The organism is Zongyangia acetica, assembly GCF_038739695.1.
GTDB lineage: Bacteria > Bacillota > Clostridia > Oscillospirales > Ruminococcaceae > Zongyangia > Zongyangia gallinarum.
The window spans coordinates 281,000-296,718 of sequence record NZ_JBBEWN010000001.1; the positions used below are offsets into that span (position 1 = coordinate 281,000).

The 15,719-nt window shown below is 51.6% G+C and carries 15 protein-coding genes and 4 tRNA genes; 3 read left to right on the forward strand and 16 right to left on the reverse strand.

What is annotated here, in order from left to right; translation table 11 throughout:
- Nucleotides 1–22 precede the first annotated feature (22 nt).
- From WGC32_RS01275 to spoIVB, 7 genes are all read right to left on the reverse strand, one after another.
- A complete protein-coding gene (locus WGC32_RS01275) occupies nucleotides 23–556 on the reverse strand; it encodes a 2-oxoacid:acceptor oxidoreductase family protein (protein ID WP_191481659.1) in 534 nt (177 codons plus the stop codon).
- Entirely contained in the window at nucleotides 556–1,308 is a 753-nt protein-coding gene (locus WGC32_RS01280; protein WP_191481660.1) for a thiamine pyrophosphate-dependent enzyme, read from the reverse strand. The genes WGC32_RS01275 and WGC32_RS01280 overlap by 1 nt, the downstream gene beginning before the upstream one ends.
- Nucleotides 1,308–2,369 carry a 3-methyl-2-oxobutanoate dehydrogenase subunit VorB gene (locus WGC32_RS01285; protein WP_191481661.1) on the reverse strand — a complete coding sequence of 354 codons (1,062 nt, stop codon included), beginning with the start codon at nucleotides 2,367–2,369 and terminating at the stop codon, nucleotides 1,308–1,310. The genes WGC32_RS01280 and WGC32_RS01285 overlap by 1 nt, the downstream gene beginning before the upstream one ends.
- Nucleotides 2,370–2,378: 9 nt before the next feature.
- Nucleotides 2,379–2,585: a 4Fe-4S binding protein gene (locus tag WGC32_RS01290; RefSeq protein ID WP_191481662.1), complete on the reverse strand. Its 207-nt coding sequence runs from the start codon at nucleotides 2,583–2,585 to the stop codon at nucleotides 2,379–2,381.
- A gap of 71 nt (nucleotides 2,586–2,656) precedes the next feature.
- Complete coding sequence (locus WGC32_RS01295; RefSeq protein WP_342680422.1) at nucleotides 2,657–3,331, reverse strand: P-loop NTPase; 675 nt, start codon at nucleotides 3,329–3,331, stop codon at nucleotides 2,657–2,659.
- 208 nt (nucleotides 3,332–3,539) lie between these two features.
- Nucleotides 3,540–4,322 (reverse strand): sporulation transcription factor Spo0A, encoded by a 783-nt coding sequence (gene spo0A, locus WGC32_RS01300; RefSeq protein ID WP_342680423.1) that lies wholly within the window; start codon nucleotides 4,320–4,322, stop codon nucleotides 3,540–3,542.
- A 147-nt stretch (nucleotides 4,323–4,469) separates the two neighbouring features.
- Complete coding sequence (gene spoIVB, locus WGC32_RS01305) at nucleotides 4,470–5,714, reverse strand: SpoIVB peptidase (RefSeq protein WP_342680424.1); 1,245 nt, start codon at nucleotides 5,712–5,714, stop codon at nucleotides 4,470–4,472.
- Nucleotides 5,715–5,907: 193 nt separating this feature from the next.
- Here spoIVB and WGC32_RS01310 point away from each other — a divergent pair, with 193 nt between their 5' ends.
- The gene (locus WGC32_RS01310) at nucleotides 5,908–6,246 is read left to right on the forward strand and encodes a hypothetical protein (RefSeq protein ID WP_191481665.1); all 339 of its coding nucleotides are present in this window, start codon (nucleotides 5,908–5,910) and stop codon (nucleotides 6,244–6,246) included.
- Between the two features lie 35 nt (nucleotides 6,247–6,281).
- Here the strand turns inward: WGC32_RS01310 and WGC32_RS01315 are convergent, their stop codons facing one another.
- Nucleotides 6,282–6,530 (reverse strand): helix-turn-helix domain-containing protein, encoded by a 249-nt coding sequence (locus tag WGC32_RS01315; RefSeq protein ID WP_191509671.1) that lies wholly within the window; start codon nucleotides 6,528–6,530, stop codon nucleotides 6,282–6,284.
- A 118-nt stretch (nucleotides 6,531–6,648) separates the two neighbouring features.
- On the opposite strand from WGC32_RS01315, the gene WGC32_RS01320 reads away from it, so the two are divergent.
- A complete protein-coding gene (locus WGC32_RS01320) occupies nucleotides 6,649–6,897 on the forward strand; it encodes an AbrB/MazE/SpoVT family DNA-binding domain-containing protein (protein WP_342680425.1) in 249 nt (82 codons plus the stop codon).
- A gap of 30 nt (nucleotides 6,898–6,927) precedes the next feature.
- On the opposite strand, the gene feoB is transcribed toward WGC32_RS01320, so the two are convergent.
- From feoB to WGC32_RS01335, 3 genes are all read right to left on the reverse strand, one after another.
- The gene (gene feoB / locus WGC32_RS01325) at nucleotides 6,928–8,952 is read right to left on the reverse strand and encodes a ferrous iron transport protein B (protein ID WP_342680426.1); all 2,025 of its coding nucleotides are present in this window, start codon (nucleotides 8,950–8,952) and stop codon (nucleotides 6,928–6,930) included.
- Nucleotides 8,953–8,963: 11 nt separating this feature from the next.
- Nucleotides 8,964–9,194: a FeoA family protein gene (locus WGC32_RS01330; protein WP_224771546.1), complete on the reverse strand. Its 231-nt coding sequence runs from the start codon at nucleotides 9,192–9,194 to the stop codon at nucleotides 8,964–8,966.
- 219 nt (nucleotides 9,195–9,413) lie between these two features.
- Nucleotides 9,414–9,722 (reverse strand): MGMT family protein, encoded by a 309-nt coding sequence (locus tag WGC32_RS01335; protein ID WP_342680427.1) that lies wholly within the window; start codon nucleotides 9,720–9,722, stop codon nucleotides 9,414–9,416.
- 244 nt (nucleotides 9,723–9,966) lie between these two features.
- Between WGC32_RS01335 and WGC32_RS01340 the strand changes: the two genes are divergently transcribed.
- Nucleotides 9,967–13,911, forward strand: coding sequence for a GH32 C-terminal domain-containing protein (locus WGC32_RS01340; protein WP_342680428.1), 3,945 nt, complete (start codon nucleotides 9,967–9,969; stop codon nucleotides 13,909–13,911).
- 124 nt (nucleotides 13,912–14,035) lie between these two features.
- On the opposite strand, the gene WGC32_RS01345 is transcribed toward WGC32_RS01340, so the two are convergent.
- The 5 genes from WGC32_RS01345 to WGC32_RS01365 all read right to left on the reverse strand — a co-directional run bounded on the left by WGC32_RS01345 (nucleotide 14,036) and on the right by WGC32_RS01365 (nucleotide 15,678).
- A complete protein-coding gene (locus WGC32_RS01345) occupies nucleotides 14,036–14,809 on the reverse strand; it encodes an AIM24 family protein (protein ID WP_342680429.1) in 774 nt (257 codons plus the stop codon).
- A gap of 434 nt (nucleotides 14,810–15,243) precedes the next feature.
- A tRNA-Gln gene (locus WGC32_RS01350) sits at nucleotides 15,244–15,319 on the reverse strand.
- 62 nt (nucleotides 15,320–15,381) lie between these two features.
- A tRNA-His gene (locus WGC32_RS01355) sits at nucleotides 15,382–15,458 on the reverse strand.
- Between the two features lie 4 nt (nucleotides 15,459–15,462).
- Nucleotides 15,463–15,539 (reverse strand) — tRNA-Arg (locus WGC32_RS01360).
- A 65-nt stretch (nucleotides 15,540–15,604) separates the two neighbouring features.
- Nucleotides 15,605–15,678, reverse strand: a tRNA-Gly gene (locus WGC32_RS01365).
- Nucleotides 15,679–15,719 lie beyond the last annotated feature (41 nt).

Sequence of the window (15,719 nt, forward strand, 5' to 3'; positions counted from 1 at the left end):
ATTTTTATCAGAGAGAGTTCTATTATGCTTCCATGCCTGCCTTGATGGCCCGCATATTGGGCTCCAGCAGGTGCTGTTTTCTCGGAGGGACGCATTTGGCGATTGCTTTTTCCACCGCCTCTAAAGAGGCAAAACCCGTCTCCTTGAGCAGTTTGCCCAAGAGGATGATGTTGGCCAGTCCCTGCAACTGCAGGTCATTGGCCATCTGGGTGGCCGGCACATAAAATGCCTTGATGTCCTGCCGCTCGGTTTTCTTGTCCACCAGGGTGCTGTCGATAACAGCAACGCCGCCGGGGACAACGGCATCGATAAATTTATCATAGGACTGGATGTTCATCGCAATCAGCGCATCAGGTGTGAGCACCAGCGGAGAGCCAATGGGCTCGTCAGAAATGCAGACACTGCAGTTAGCAGTACCGCCGCGCATCTCCGGTCCGTAAGAGGGCAGCCAGGATACTTCCTTCTCTTCCATCAAACCGCTATAAGCGCAGACCTTTCCCGCGAACAGAATACCCTGTCCGCCGAAGCCTGCAAAAACCATATTGATTCCTGCCATTATTTCTTTACCCCCTCTTCCACGTCTTTATAGACGCCCAGCGGATAATAGGGCATCATATTGTCACGCAGCCACTGCAGGGCCTCAGTGGGGGTCATTCCCCAGTTGGTCGGGCAGGTGGAAAGCACCTCTACAATCGAGAATCCCTTGTTATCCAGCTGATTCTGGAATGCTTTTTTAATGGCCTTTTTCGCCTCGTTGATGTGGGGAACCGTATCCACGGCCACACGCTGTGCCAGCGCTACGCCGGACAGGGTGGAGAGCATCTCGCACACCCGCACCGGGTAACCGGCAGTGTTGGTATCACGGCCATAAGGGGTGGTCTGGGTTACCTGACCGGGCAGGGTGGTGGGAGCCATCTGGCCGCCGGTCATGCCATAAATGGCGTTGTTGACAAAGATGATGGTGATATTCTCACCACGGGTTGCGGAGTGGACAGTTTCCGCAGTACCGATGGCCGCCAGGTCACCATCGCCCTGATAGGTGAAGATGACGTTGTCAGGCAGTGCGCGCTTGAGGCCGGTGGCCACAGCGGGAGCACGTCCATGGGCCGCTTCTACCATATCGCAGTTAAAATAATCGTACGCCATAACAGAGCAGCCGACCGGGCATACGCCTACGGTCTTTCCTTCCACACCCAGCTCGTCAATGACCTCCGCCACCAGACGGTGGATAATGCCGTGGGTACATCCAGGGCAGTAATGGAAGGTGGTATCCGCAAGGGCATGGGGTTTTTCAAAAACAACAGCCATTATTTTGCACCCCCTGAAATTTCTTCAATTTTTGCCAGGACCTCTGCCGGCGACGGGATGATACCGCCGGTCCGTCCAAAGAAGTGGACCGGATGCTCACCATTGACAGCCAGGCGGACATCGTCCACCATCTGGCCCATGCTCATCTCCACTGCCAAAAATGCTTTCGCACTCTTGCAGGCAGCCTGGATATTCTTCACCGGGAAGGGCCACAGGGTAATGGGCCGGATGAGTCCTGCTTTAATGCCTTCAGCACGGGCGGAGTTGACCGCGCTTCTGGCAATACGGGAAGAAGCACCATAAGCAACCAGGACAATGTCTGCGTCCTCGGTGAGATATTCCTCGGCCTTGGCTTCCTTCTCCTGAATGATTGCGTATCTTTCAAAGCGCTCTCTGATCTTGTCCTCCAGCTGCTGGGGCTGCAAGAACAGGGAATTGACGATATTGTGTTTTCTCTCGCCCTTATGGCCATTGGTCGCCCAGGGCTTTTCCACTGTATGGGCCTTCAGCTCCGGGAATTCCACCGGCTCCATCATCTGGCCCAGCATGCCGTCTGCCAGGATCATCGCAGGCATACGGTATTCGTCTGCCTTGTCAAAGGCCTCGAACACGATATTCACCATCTCCTGAACGGTGGAGGGGGCAAAAACAATAGCGTGGAGGTCGCCGTGGCCGGGAGCTCTGGTGGCCTGCCAATAATCCGCCTGGGAGGGCTGGATGCCGCCCAGACCCGGGCCGCCTCTCTGCACGTTGACAATGACGCAGGGCAGGTCGGAGCCCGCTATGTAGGAAATGCCTTCGCATTTCAGGGAGATGCCGGGGGAAGAAGAGCTGGTCATCGCCCGAACGCCGGCGCTGGCAGCGCCCAGCACCATGTTGATGGCAGCAATTTCACTTTCTGCCTGAAGGAAGGTGCCGCCTACCTTGGGCATCATTTTGGACAGATACGCAGAAAGCTCTGTCTGGGGGGTGATGGGGTAACCGAAGAAGTGACGACATCCGGCGCGCATTGCCGCTTCGCCCAGTGCTTCGTTGCCCTTCATGAGTACTCTTTCAGCCAATGTTGTTCCCTACCTTTCCACAACGATGGCAACATCCGGACACATGGTCGCGCACATTGCACATCCAATACATTTTTCAAAGTCAATGCACTCTGCCGGGTGATAACCCTTGGCATTGAGCCTGTCCTTGGATAGGACAATGATTTTTTTGGGGCAGGCTGTGGCACATAGCCCGCAGCCCTTACATTTGTTTTCGTTGACGGTAATCTTTGCCATGCTTTGCTCACATTCCTCTCTATCTAAGACCTAATGATATATGTAAGCGGTTCAAACCGCCTGATTTTCTGTTATTGCCACGGCGTCTTCACATAGATGTCAACAGGGTATAAGGTCCTCCCCTTTGGGTCGACTTTTTCCAATAAATCCCGCCGCACTGTGGTATAAAGGATGGGAAGCCCCGTCTTCTCCGCGATCTCATCGGCGTAGTCAAAGGCATGCTCCACCGTCTCCGGCGTGGTTTCGGTACAAAGATGGGTATTGTTCACAAGCCCTGTCGCCTTTAGTCTTGACGCGGCCTCAATTTCCCGAAGCACCTGGATGGTATCATCCGCTTCCCTGGTCAAATACCGGCTTTTGTTGATGACGTATAATAACTCATACTCGCCCCGGTCCTTGATCTTCTGGGAATACCGGCCCAACACTGCGGCGCCTGCATCGTCCCCGCCGATATCCAGGATCACCGAAGTGTCCCGGCGCTCCAGCAGGCCGTCGATTTCCGCTGTAACAGAGGGAATATCCAAATTGGTGTTTGCGAAAGGAGGATTGACCACGTCAACGCCTAATTTCCCGAACAGTTCGGTAAAATCAGCAGAACGGAAATAGGGATTGACAATGTCCATATCGGCGATGGCAACCTTTTCTCCCCTCTTTTGCAGGTCAACCGCTAAATTGACTGCAAAATTGGTCTTGCCGCTGCCGTAATGTCCCACAATGATGTAGAGCTTTTTTCCAGTCGGTGCCAAACACTCACCTCATTTTCTTAGCCACCCTGCGCTAAGAAAAAGCGCAGGATTTAACCTATATTATATCACTTTTGCAAAATGGGAACAACTCATGCCCTGCCAGGGATGTAGCAAAAATACTTCACACAATTTTCCCCATTTTTGGTGTTCTTTAATAAAAAAGCGCGCCTCAATGTCGAGACGCGCCTGGATGTTGGGAAAAGATTCCTCAGTTGGCATTTTTCAGTTTCAGCCGCAGCTTATCGGAGATCATGGCAATAAATTCAGAGTTGGTCGGCTTCCCTCTGCCGTTGTGGATGGTGTAACCGAAATAGGAGTTAAGGGTATCCACATCGCCCCGATCCCAAGCCACCTCAATGGCATGACGGATGGCGCGCTCTACACGGGAAGAGGTTGTCTCAAACTTGACAGCCACCGACGGATATAACTGCTTGGTCACCGAATTGATGATGTCCGGATTCTCCACCGCCAACATGATCGATTCTCTCAGATAATGGTAGCCTTTGATGTGAGCAGGAACTCCGATTTGATGGATGATCTCGGTGACCATCACCTCCAGATCCGGCTCCTTGTGCGCCGTCGTGTGGCTGACCAAGGGAGCGGCGGATCCGGTAGAAAGACCAGCGATCTGCATAATCCGCTTTGCCATCACACTGACATCAAAAGGCTTGAGAAAATAATAAGACGCACCCTCCTGCAAAACTTGGCGCTCGAACTTTTCGTTGTCAAAGCTGGACATCACCATAAAGATAGGCCGTTTGGGAAGAGGCAGTTCCGAAATTTTCTGCATCACTTCCAGGGCGTCCAGCTGGGGCATAAAAATATCCATGAGAACAACGTCCGGCTCTTCGCTGAGGATGTTGTCCACCACTTTCTGGCCATCTTTGGCAGTGGATAGCACCTCGATCTCATATTTGTGAAACTCGGCGCTACAAAGGTTAATAAAGTCCTTGCTGTCGTCTGCGATTAAAATTTTCAGCTTAATCTGCATTGTCATATCTCCCTTTTTACTAACCAATTTTTTCATGTCCCTAGATTACCATATTTTTCCAATAATTGCAAGGGGATTGCGCAAATTTTTACCAAAAATTTCTAGTTCCATTTTTATTATAGGATTCTCGCCTGCTAAAGTCAATTCTTACGCGGCATTTGTTGCAGAAAATTCAACATTTTTAGCGCTGGACAGCATATTTTCGGCAAAAATACCGTAGCCTTTTGTCGGATCATTGACAAAAACGTGGGTGACAGCGCCGATAAGCTTGCCATCCTGGATAATGGGACTTCCGCTCATGCCTTGTACAATTCCCCCCGTTTTTGACAGAAGCTGGGGATCGGTGATTTTGACCACCATATTTTTTGTCGGATTGTTGTCGTCGTAATTGACCTCTTCGATCATCACCTCAAATTTTTCCGCGCTCTGTCCATCTAAGGTGGTGATAATCTGAGCTTTCCCCGCCTTGACCTCCTGTTTAAATGCCACCGGCAAGGCTGTTCCCTGGATCAAGGAGGGGTTCTCAATCATGCCGTATACGCCGGTTTCCCCGTTGAGGGATAGCTCACCCAGCTGCTGGCTCTCCACAAAGCCGCCTTTGAGCTCGCCTGGGGAACCTGCTTCTCCCTTTTTAACGCCGGTAATGGTGACGCCTACAATATCCCCGGAAGAAAGAGGCATGATTTTCCCTGTATCTACATCACAGATGGCGTGTCCCAGTCCGCCAAACACTTTGGCAGAGGGATCATAAAAGGTCATGGTGCCGATTCCCGCTGTGGAATCCCGCACCCAGATTCCCGCTTTATACCCCTGCCCGTCGTCAGAGAGGGCGGGATACAGATCGGTATAGAGGGTTTGCCCGTTTCGCTGGTAGGTCACCGAGACGCTCTTCCCTTCACTACCCGCGACGATTTTTCCCACGTCTTCATTGGTATAGACCTTGGCGCCATTCATCTTGACGATGACGTCGCCCACCTTAATTCCAGCGTTTTCGGCCGGGTTGACAGAATTGCCGTTGCAGATCACATCGCTGGCGCCGATGACCAGCACGCCGTCGGTGAACATCTTGATGCCAAAAGGTGTGCCGCAGACCACTACTTCGGACTGGTCCACCACATTGACCTGGACCTGCTTGACCGGGATCATCCCGAACAACCGCAGTTCCATAGAGTAGGTAGCATTTTCACTGGCGTCCACCTGGGATGTGCCGCTCCGGCTGCTTGAGGTGGACACCGCCTCTATCCAATACTTGGGGTCCAGCTGCAAAGATTGTCCTTTGGATACATAAAATTGATCCGGCAAAGCATACTTACTATAGAACGTCATGGCTGTGAGGGCCAGGGCCATGACGGCTGATAACGCAAAAATAAATTTTGACAGTTTTTTTATCAACTTTAACACCTCCCAAAAAAATTCGCCGCTGCAAAGCCGACGGTATTAATTTGTCCAGATGTCAATTTTATATTTCAGGCAAATTCACCTTGTTTTAGATTTAAAAGGTGATATGATTAAATTAACACCAATAGAGCCCAATTTTGTTAATTTATCATCCAGCGCCCCGCGCTGCTGCCTGGAGGTTGTGTCTGTGAAAGTCGCCGTGGTCGGATCCCGCAGTCTAGCACATCTGCAAGTGGATTTTATTCTGCCCTATATTCCGGAGGACGCCACCGAAATTGTCAGCGGCGGCGCCCGGGGCGTGGATTCCCTGGGGGAATTGGCGGCCAAAGAGCTGGGGCTGAAATTCACCTGTTTCCTCCCCGATTATCATAACTTTGGAAAAATCGCGCCCCTCATACGCAATGAAAAGATTGTGGATTACGCTGATTATGTACTGGCCTTCTGGGATACAAAATCCCGCGGGACCCGCAATACCATTTTGCATTGCATCAAAAAACAAAAGCCCTTTCGGGTAATTCCCATATAAACAAAAAGCCGGAGAAAGCGCTGCTTTCTCCGGCTTTATTCTTCTGTTTCCGCCCAGAAATTCATATCAACTCCAAAAATATCACATAGCACGATAAGCTCTTTATCGTTTACGGCTCGAGTCTGTCCTTCTAGCTTCGACAAACTGGAATAAGGAATATTTACCCCTCTTACTTGCATTTGAGCCATTAATTCTTTTTGTGTCATCCGACGCTTCTTTCTCAACTCTGTAACTTTGGCTCCAATTATATTTTTATCGCCTAAAGGCAATCTTCTACTTTTCATAGCCACAACTCACACATTTTAATTCTTATTTGGAATTATATTGTCTCGAAGCGTTGACATAATTCTTTATAAGAATTAAAATATGTATATATTGTAAACAATCGAAGGAGGTCATCCTATGATGCCCGTCATCCGCAAGGTCGACGAGATCGGCCGCATTGTCCTTCCCGTAGAGTACCGCCAGGCACTGCAGCTTTCTGAAGGCAGCGAAGCGGTCCTCACCCTCTACCAAAACCGCGTCATTGTGGAAAAATATTCCCCTGCCTGCGTTCTCTGCGGCGGCGAGGAAGCCCTTTCCGACATCGACGGCCACACCCTCTGTCAAAGCTGCATGAAAAAAATCGCCGCGGCCAACGCCGCAAAATAAAAAAGAGGCGGATTTCCGCCTCTTTTTTATTTACAGCAACAGGCTTCCCACCTGATAAATTCCCAGGGAGACCAGATAGGCCGCCGCCATCTGAAGGGCCCCGGCAGCGGCCGCCCAGCCCAGGGAGTTCATCTCCTTGCGGATGGCCGCAAAGGCGGAGACACAGGGCATATACAATAGGACAAAGGCCATAAAGGAGCAGGCGGAAAAGGGGGTAAACACCTGGGAGAGGGTGGCTGAAAGCGCCGCCTGGTTGCTACAGCCATAGAGCAGCATCAGGGAGGAAACCACCGTTTCCTTGGCTACCAGCCCGGTGAGGAGGGCCACCGCCGCCTGCCAGAACCCAAACCCCAAAGGGGAAATCAGGGGAGCCAGCATACCGCCCATAACGGCAAACATACTTTCCGACATATCCTCCACCGGATGCAGGCCAAAGTCAAAGTGCTGCAACAGCCAAACGAGGATGGTCATGAGAAAGATCAGGGTTCCGGCCCGGATGATAAATCCCCTGCACCTTTCCCAAAGATGCAGCCCGATGGTTTTCAAGGCCGGCAGGCGGTAGGGCGGCAGTTCCATAACAAAGGCGGAATCATCCTCCCGAAACACCGTCTTTTTCAAAAGCAGCCCGCAAACGACGGCCACCGCCATCCCCAGAAGGTAGATAGAAAAGATCACAACCCCTCCACAGGAGGGGAAAAACGTCCCCGCAAATACGGCATAGATGGGCAGTCTCGCGCTGCAGGACATAAAGGGGGTCAGCATGATGGTCATCCGCCGCTCCTTCTCCTTTTCTATGGTGCGGGCTGCCATCACCGCAGGGGTGGTGCATCCAAACCCCATGAGCATGGGGATAAAGGACTTGCCTGAGAGCCCCAGCTTCCGCAGCGGACAATCCATAATAAAGGCGGCCCGAGCCATGTAGCCGCTGTCCTCCAACAGGGAGAGGAAGAGAAACAGCAGCAGGATTTGGGGAAGAAAGGAGAGCACCGCGCCTACACCAGCTACGGCTCCGTCCAAAATCAGGCTTTGGAGCCAGGGAGAAGCGCCCAGGCTCTTGAGGATATCCCCCATCCCCGCCGACAAAGCCGTCACCAGCCATTCCATCCCCATTCCCAGCGTCCGCCCCACCGGGCCGAAGGTGGTGGAAAAAATGAGGAACATCATCCCCAAAAAGACCGGGAAGGCAGAGACGGGTCCGGTGGCAATCCGGTCAATTCGGTCGGACAGGGTCAGAGCGCCAGGGGGCCTCTTGCTCTCCACCGCCTCCCCGCAAAGGGTCTCAATGGCCTGATAGCGGGCATCGGCCACCAAGGTGTCCCGGTCTCCATAAAGGGCATCCGATTCATACCGCCGGATGATTTCCTGGAGCCTTTCCCGCATCAAGGCGGAAAGTTGCAGCCTGTCCTGGATTTCCCTATCGTCCTCCAGAAGCTTTGGAAGATAAAACCGGGCTCCTTTCCCCAGCGGAGTACCGGCAGAGGAAAAGGCCTCCCTTAGCTCCCCCAAAGCCTTTTCCGTCCGGCGGTTATAGCGGATCTCTGTCTTGGGGTCAATTCCCGACTGCGCAAGCTTCTCCAGGGTTTGCTGGAGCTCCAGTAGATTCTCCTCTCGCCGGGCGGAAATGGGGAGAACTGGCACCCCCAGCCTGCGGGAAAGAATGTCGCAGTGGATTTGATCCCCCTTGGCCCGGACGTCATCCATCATATTGACAGCGATGACGGTGGGCATTCCCAGCTCCAGAAGCTGAAGGCTGAGGTAGAGGTTGCGCTGGATATTGGTTCCGTCCACAATGTTGAGGATAAGATCGGGCTGTCCATCCAGAATATAATCCCGTGCAATTTTCTCCTCCAAGGAGTAAGGGGACAGAGAGTAGATGCCAGGCAGATCCATCAGCCGCAGGAAGCTGTTTTTGATGGAACCTTCCTTCTTTTCCACCGTGACCCCCGGCCAGTTCCCCACATACTGGCGGCTTCCGGTGAGGGCGTTAAAAAGGGTGGTCTTTCCGCAGTTGGGATTGCCCACCAGCGCCACCACCCGGCTTTTCCTCTGCCCCATGACCTTCCCTCCTACTCCATCTCGATTTTCACCGCGTCGTCTCGGCGCAATAATAGGGCGAAGCCCCAAAGTTCCACCTCAATGGGATCCCCCAGCGGCGCCTTTTTCCGCACCACAATCTTCACACCCGGCGTAATCCCCATGTCCACCAGTTTCCGCTTAATGGCGCCCTGGCCGCCGACCCGCAAAACCGTCCCGCTCTGGCCAGGGCGAAGATCGCCCAGTGTCTTTTTTCTCCACACAGCCCGTCCCCCCTTTCTTCTTGTCATCTCATTGATGTGTATGCACTATCCGGCCGGATTAGTCCTGCTATAGGCCTATAAATTAAAACGCCGCTGTTCCCTCCCACAGGGCCCAGCGGCGTTTTCTTCTATATTTATATATATTCTTGACTTACATTCTGCTCATACTGGAAAAGTGGACAATCCCACAGGCTACAGGTGTCGGTTAAAAGCATGCGTCTATTCCCAGGGATTCCACCGGTATCTTTTTAGGTTCACACAGCCATTTTTTAAAAACTCTATTCCTTCCCCTTCCAACAGCATCTTTTGTTCCGGCCAATGGGGAACCATCCGTCCTTGGCAGTTGACCACCCGGTGGCAGGGAAGCTGCCTTTCCTCCGGCGCGTGGGACAAAGCCCGTCCCACCATCCGCGCGCGGCGGGGAAATCCCAGCAAGAATGCCAGCTGCCCATAAGTAGACACCCTTCCCCGCGGGATTTCTGCCACCAGATCGTAGACCTGTTCTTCAAAGCTTTTTTGCTGATCCATAGTCCCTCCCCCTTTTTATCAGCATATCATACTTCCCATCTGATGAAAAGGCAACGGTTCACCGTTATTTTCTCTGATACACCAGCCCTTCATTCTACACAAACTTCATACAAAAAAATTAGGCATTTCTACAGTAATTTTAAACTGATCTTTTCAGAATTGCATCTTTTATCCAAGGCTGATATGATAGTATGTGCAGAAATAGCAATATTTCTGATAAATAAAGAGAAGAAGGAGTGTTACAATGATGCAAACAACCCGCAGGCGAAAGAAAGTAAAAATTCTTTCGTTTATTCTGGCGTTGGCCATCTTGGCCACGATGGTCCTGCCCACCGGGCTGACCGTCTTTGCCGCCCCAAGCGATCTGGGGGGCTGGACAGGCAACCCAGGGGAGTACAACTACGATGAGGGAAGCGGTGTCCTCAGCCTTGTCAGCGGCGGCAACGTCACCGTGTATTCCGATACCACGGCCAGCGTTTTCACCCTGGAAGCGGATATGACCCTCCAGGATGGGGACAAAACCGGCGGCTTTGCCCTGCGGCGGGGCGATGGCCAATGGTTTGCGCTGCATGTCAACGGCAGCGGGCTGCGCCTGTTCAGCGACTATGGCATGAACTTGGAGGAGCAGACTGCGGCTCTTCCCGCTGGTATCCGGGATTCTAAGATTCATCTCAAGATGACCGTCGACGCCGACAAAAACATCCGTGTCTTTGTCAACAATGGCGCCGAAGCCCTAATCGATTACAACTATCCGGACATGCAGGAAGTCCAGATCGGCTTCATCAACTGGTATACCAATACTACCTTTGAAAATATCACCTATTCCTCTCAGGTGGACGAGTATGTTCCCCCGGTGGAAAGCGACCTGAGCGGCTGGTCCGGGGACCGCACCGTCAACGCGGATGGTTCTGTCACTGTCCACAACAATAAGGGCAACAACTATGTGGTCTCCGATACGAGGGCGAAGGCCTTTACCTTCGAAGCGGATATGACCTTCGATGAAGGAAGCACCGCGGGCCTTCTCTTCGGCGCCGCTACCCCCTCTCCTGACAATCTGGGCCTCAATTGGAACGCCCTGCACATCCGGGGCGGCAACGAAGCCCGCCTCTTCTGTGAGTCCACCTGGAACCAGCCTGGCGGCCTCAATGAGATTGTACCCATTAGCCTTATCCCCGGCGAACCCGTCAAACTGAAACTGGAAGTGGAGGCAGACGGCACCTTCAGGGCCTATGTCAACGGGGAGCTGGTCATCACCGCCAAGCAGGACACCTATGCCGGCGGCTATGTGGGCCTATGCTCCTACGTGACCGAGGCTACCTTTGCCAATATCAAATTCCAGAACAATGACCCTGCTGAATTCGTCTCCAATCTGACCGGCTGGCAGGAATTTGACAATTGGACCATCACTCAATCCGGCTATCGTGGGAATAATATTGGCACAGGTGATACCTTCTCCATGTCGGATGTCAGCCTCCCCGCCGGCTCTACCTTCGTGTTTGAAGGGGACATGCACATTGAAAATGCCGACGGCATCGGCGGGCTGGTCTTTGGCGTAGAAAACCCTGATGACCCCTATGCCAAATGGTACTGCGTCAATGTGGACAAGAAATGGGGTAATGTCACCAAGCTCTTCAAGAATACGGCTGGCACCCAGAATTGGGATGTCTACCGCAACCTGACCGCCGACGAGATTAACAAGTCCAACTATCACGTCCGGGTGGAATTGCTGGAAGACGGCACCATGAATTTCCTCATGGACAACGTCCTGGTGGGCTCCTATAAGGAAGAAAACTTCTCCGGCGGCTACTTCGGCGTTATGACCTCCTTAGGCGACGTTACCTTTAACAATGTCAACTACTATGAGGCAAAAACGCCCGCTCTCACCAGCCTGGAACTGGTGGGCGCGGAGCTCAACGAGGAATTTGACAACGCGGTCACCACCTACACCGCGGATGTACCCACTGATATGGAATCTATCCGGGTAAAAGCTGCTGCAGAAGAGGGCTTCCAGATCATCATCAATTCCCAGATCGTGGAAAGCGGCGTGGAAACCGCTGACATCCCTCTCAACATTGGCTATAATACCATTAGCATCACCGTGAAAGATGCCGCCAGCGGTATCTCTAAGAGCTTTACGGTTAACGTTAAGCGCACACCGGATATGGACACCATCTATGACGGTGATTATCGCGCGCAGTTCCATTTTTCCACCCAGCTTAACTGGATCAACGACCCCAATGGTCTGATGTATAATGCCGCAACCGGCGAATATCATATGTTTTACCAGCACAATCCCTATGGGATGAACTGGGGGAATATGAGTTGGGGTCATGCGGTTTCCAAGGACCTGATCCATTGGACTGAACTGCCTGTTGCTCTTTATCCTGATGAATATGGTACCAAGTGGTCCGGCTCCGGTGTCATCGACTATTACAACACCACCGGCTTCTTCGACGAATCCGTCCCGCCCGAGGCCCGGATGGTGGCAATTCCCATGAACAATGAGAAGGTGGGCTCCGGCGTCATGCTGGCCTATTCCACTGACAATGGCTACACCTGGACCAAATACCAGGATGGCAAGGCTGTCATTGATGGCGTTGGAGATCCGAAGGTGATCTGGTATGAGGACGAAGCTATGCAACCCTATGGTGGCTGCTGGCTCATGATTACCACTGGAGTAGGCCTTTATACCTCTCCCGATTTGAAGAACTGGACCTTCAACAGCTATGTCCAGTTCAAAGACGGCACTCCTCTCTATGGTTGGGAATGCCCGGATCTCTATCCTCTGGCTTTGGACGGCGATGAAAACAATATCAAATGGGTGTATAATGCTGCCGGTTCCTTCTATATGGTAGGTAATATTACCAAGGATGCAGAGGGCAAGCTCACCTTCAAGGCTGAGACAGATCCTATCCTCTACACCGGCGACAGCCATCAGTACCGTACCGACTATTTTGCAGAGCCGGGCGATGGTCTGGTTTATGCTACCCAGTCCTATTTTAACGATGCACAGGGCCGCCGCCTCTCCGTCAGCTGGCTGCGGGAGGGTACTGGCACTTCTGTAGATCCCAACAAGACCTGGAATGGTAACCAGGGCATTCCTCTGGAAACCACTCTGGTCAGCACTGAGGACGGTCCCCGTCTGATGAGCTATCCTATTGAGGAAATCAAATCCCTGCGCGGCGATCTGATCTATTCCGGCACCAACGTAGAGGTCACCCCTGATTCCACCAATATCCTGGATGGAAAACAGGGCGTACTGTTGGACATTGAAGGTGAATTCACCCTGGGTGACGGTGTTACCGATTTCGGCTTTAAGCTGCGTCAGGGCAATGGACAGGAAACCATCGTTAAATATGATGTACAAAACCAGCAGTTGGTTCTGGATAAGAGTAATTCCGGCAAGAGCTACAACGGCGTACCCGTCATGGAAATGATCCCCATGGAGGGCAACAAAGTGAAACTCCGCATCCTGGTGGATACCACCGTCATCGATGCCTTTGGCAACGACGGTGAGGCAGTCATCATGACCTGTTACTTCCCTGATCCTGAAAGCAATGGCATGGAGTTCTTCACAAATGGCGGCAACGTTACTGTAGATAGCCTCAACATCTATTCCATGAACTCTGCCTGGAAGGAACCGGCGCCCATTCCCACCGAGCTGAGCGGCCTGGAACTCTCCACCGGCACCTTGGAGCCTACCTTTGACAAGGACACCCTCTCCTACACCGCCACCGTGGCAAACTCCGTCTCTTCTGTCAAGGTCATGCCCACCTACACCGGTGACACCGCTGTTACCGTCAACGGCAAGGATGTCGCCTCCGGCGCCTACTCCGAGGATATTGCCCTGGAGGTTGGACCTAATGCTATTACCGTGGTAGCAGGGGATAAGACCTACACCATCGTGATAACCCGTGAAGCAGCCGGCGGCACACCGGATCCGGAAGAGCCAGAACCCACACCTGGCACCGACAAGCCCAGCATTCCTGGATCTGACGAAGATCAGGTAGGCGGCGGGGACTGGGATTGGCCGGATGGCAGTGGAAATGGTTCCGCCAATGGAACTGGTTCTGGCAACAGCGACAAAGAGAACCCGTCTTCTGGCGACAGCAGCATGATCGCTGGAGCACTGGCAGTCCTGGCCCTGAGTGCTGGCGCTGCGGTGGTTCTCTCCCGCAAGAAAAAATAATCCCTAGTCAAAGCCTAGTGAAAACAAAATAAAAAAACAGGAGCTTTGAATCAAAAGCTCCTGTTTTTTTATTCTTCCATTTATAATACACTTAATGCAGATAATTTTTGTTTTTTATTTCATACTAAACATTTGGCATCTTAGCAGTGGGCATCATTAGCACTTTTCCTGTACCCCTATATACATTCACAAGCCCTTCTCCAGAGGCGGCAGAACCAATTAAGCTCTTTCCAGACCTCTCCACCGTAAACTCCAAACTTCTGCTCCAGGCGATGGCGTAGTTTCCATCTATTTTTAATACATCGTTTTGTAGCGTGATCTCAATCAGTTCATCTTTGGGACAATCTGATTCAATACAAAACACGCCATTCCCATTAAGGCTTAGATTAAACAAACCTTCTCCACCGGCTAATGCAGAGGAAAAATTGGAGCGCATAACCGCTTTGTGTTGCAGGGTAGATTCACAGGCCAAAAACAGTCCGTCATCCAGAACCACGCCACCACCCCATTCTGCTGTACTCATAAGAATAAGATGTTTGTAGGTGGGCTCCAGCACCAGAATACCGTTTCCGGTATACTCCGGTTTAATTGCCGACTCGCCAGTGGCTTTGCCCCGAACAGCCTTGCCTAGAAAATCCCCCACGCTTTTAATCCCTGTAGTAGCGTTGACATCTCCCAGCATCCACTGCATGGCCCCCGCCTGGATTGTAACTGGTGCTTCGGCCAAATTACAAATCAACTGCCTCTTCCTCACATTCATCTGGGCGCTGTAGTAAGCGGTGATCGCAGAGCTAGGAGTAACACTCAAATCCCGCTGATATTCAATTACTTGAAACGCACCCTCTTGGGCAATAACTCTGACATCGTCGTTATCTGTAAAATTAGAAATCCGGTACATATGCTGCCTCCCCTTATCATTTCTCATATTATTTTTATAATACCGTCATTTCTTATAATTTTCAAGATATATCGTGTAAATATTACTGCAAAATTTACTAAAATTAAAGTTTATGATCAAGAAAGCAGCTTTGTAAAGGAATTCTGCTTTTAATACTACCACCGACAATGACCTACATTATAAAGGCCCGCAAATACCGCTGAGATTTCCTTTCGTAATGTCATAGCGAGAATGCATGTCTATTAAATATGCAATGTAGAGGCCCCGCGGAAGAGTCTCCAGCTAAGATAAACCGGCTGCTCGATTCATTCTTACTACGACACTTATACGACTTTTTGAGGTGTAATTGGCCCGATTACAGCGTTATTTTCAAAATTGGGCAAAATAGAAAACCCCAATAAACCGCTTCATCATGCGATTTATTGGGGTTTTCTTGGCTGGGCTGGCGGGATTCGAACCCACGGGATGCCAGAGTCAAAGTCTGGTGCCTTACCGCTTGGCGACAGCCCAACATTCATATCAATATTGATATGATGATATAAAAAAAAGGCTTACGCCTTTTATTTATAAAGTGGGGTGGGTAATGAGAGTCGAACTCACGACCTCCAGAGCCACAATCTGGCGCTCTAACCAACTGAGCTATACCCACCACATGGCGCGCCAGAAGGGACTCGAACCCCTGGCCTACTGCTTAGAAGGCAGTTGCTCTATCCAGCTGAGCTACTGGCGCATTTTTGAAATGCCCGTCGCCCAATTACATCTTCCGAAGCGCGATCTATTGTGTGACGGAAATTTTGGAGCGGGTGATGGGAATCGAACCCACGCGACCAGCTTGGAAGGCTGGGATTCTACCATTGAACTACACCCGCTCATCTAGCGACGGATTATATTTTACCATCCTTACATGCTT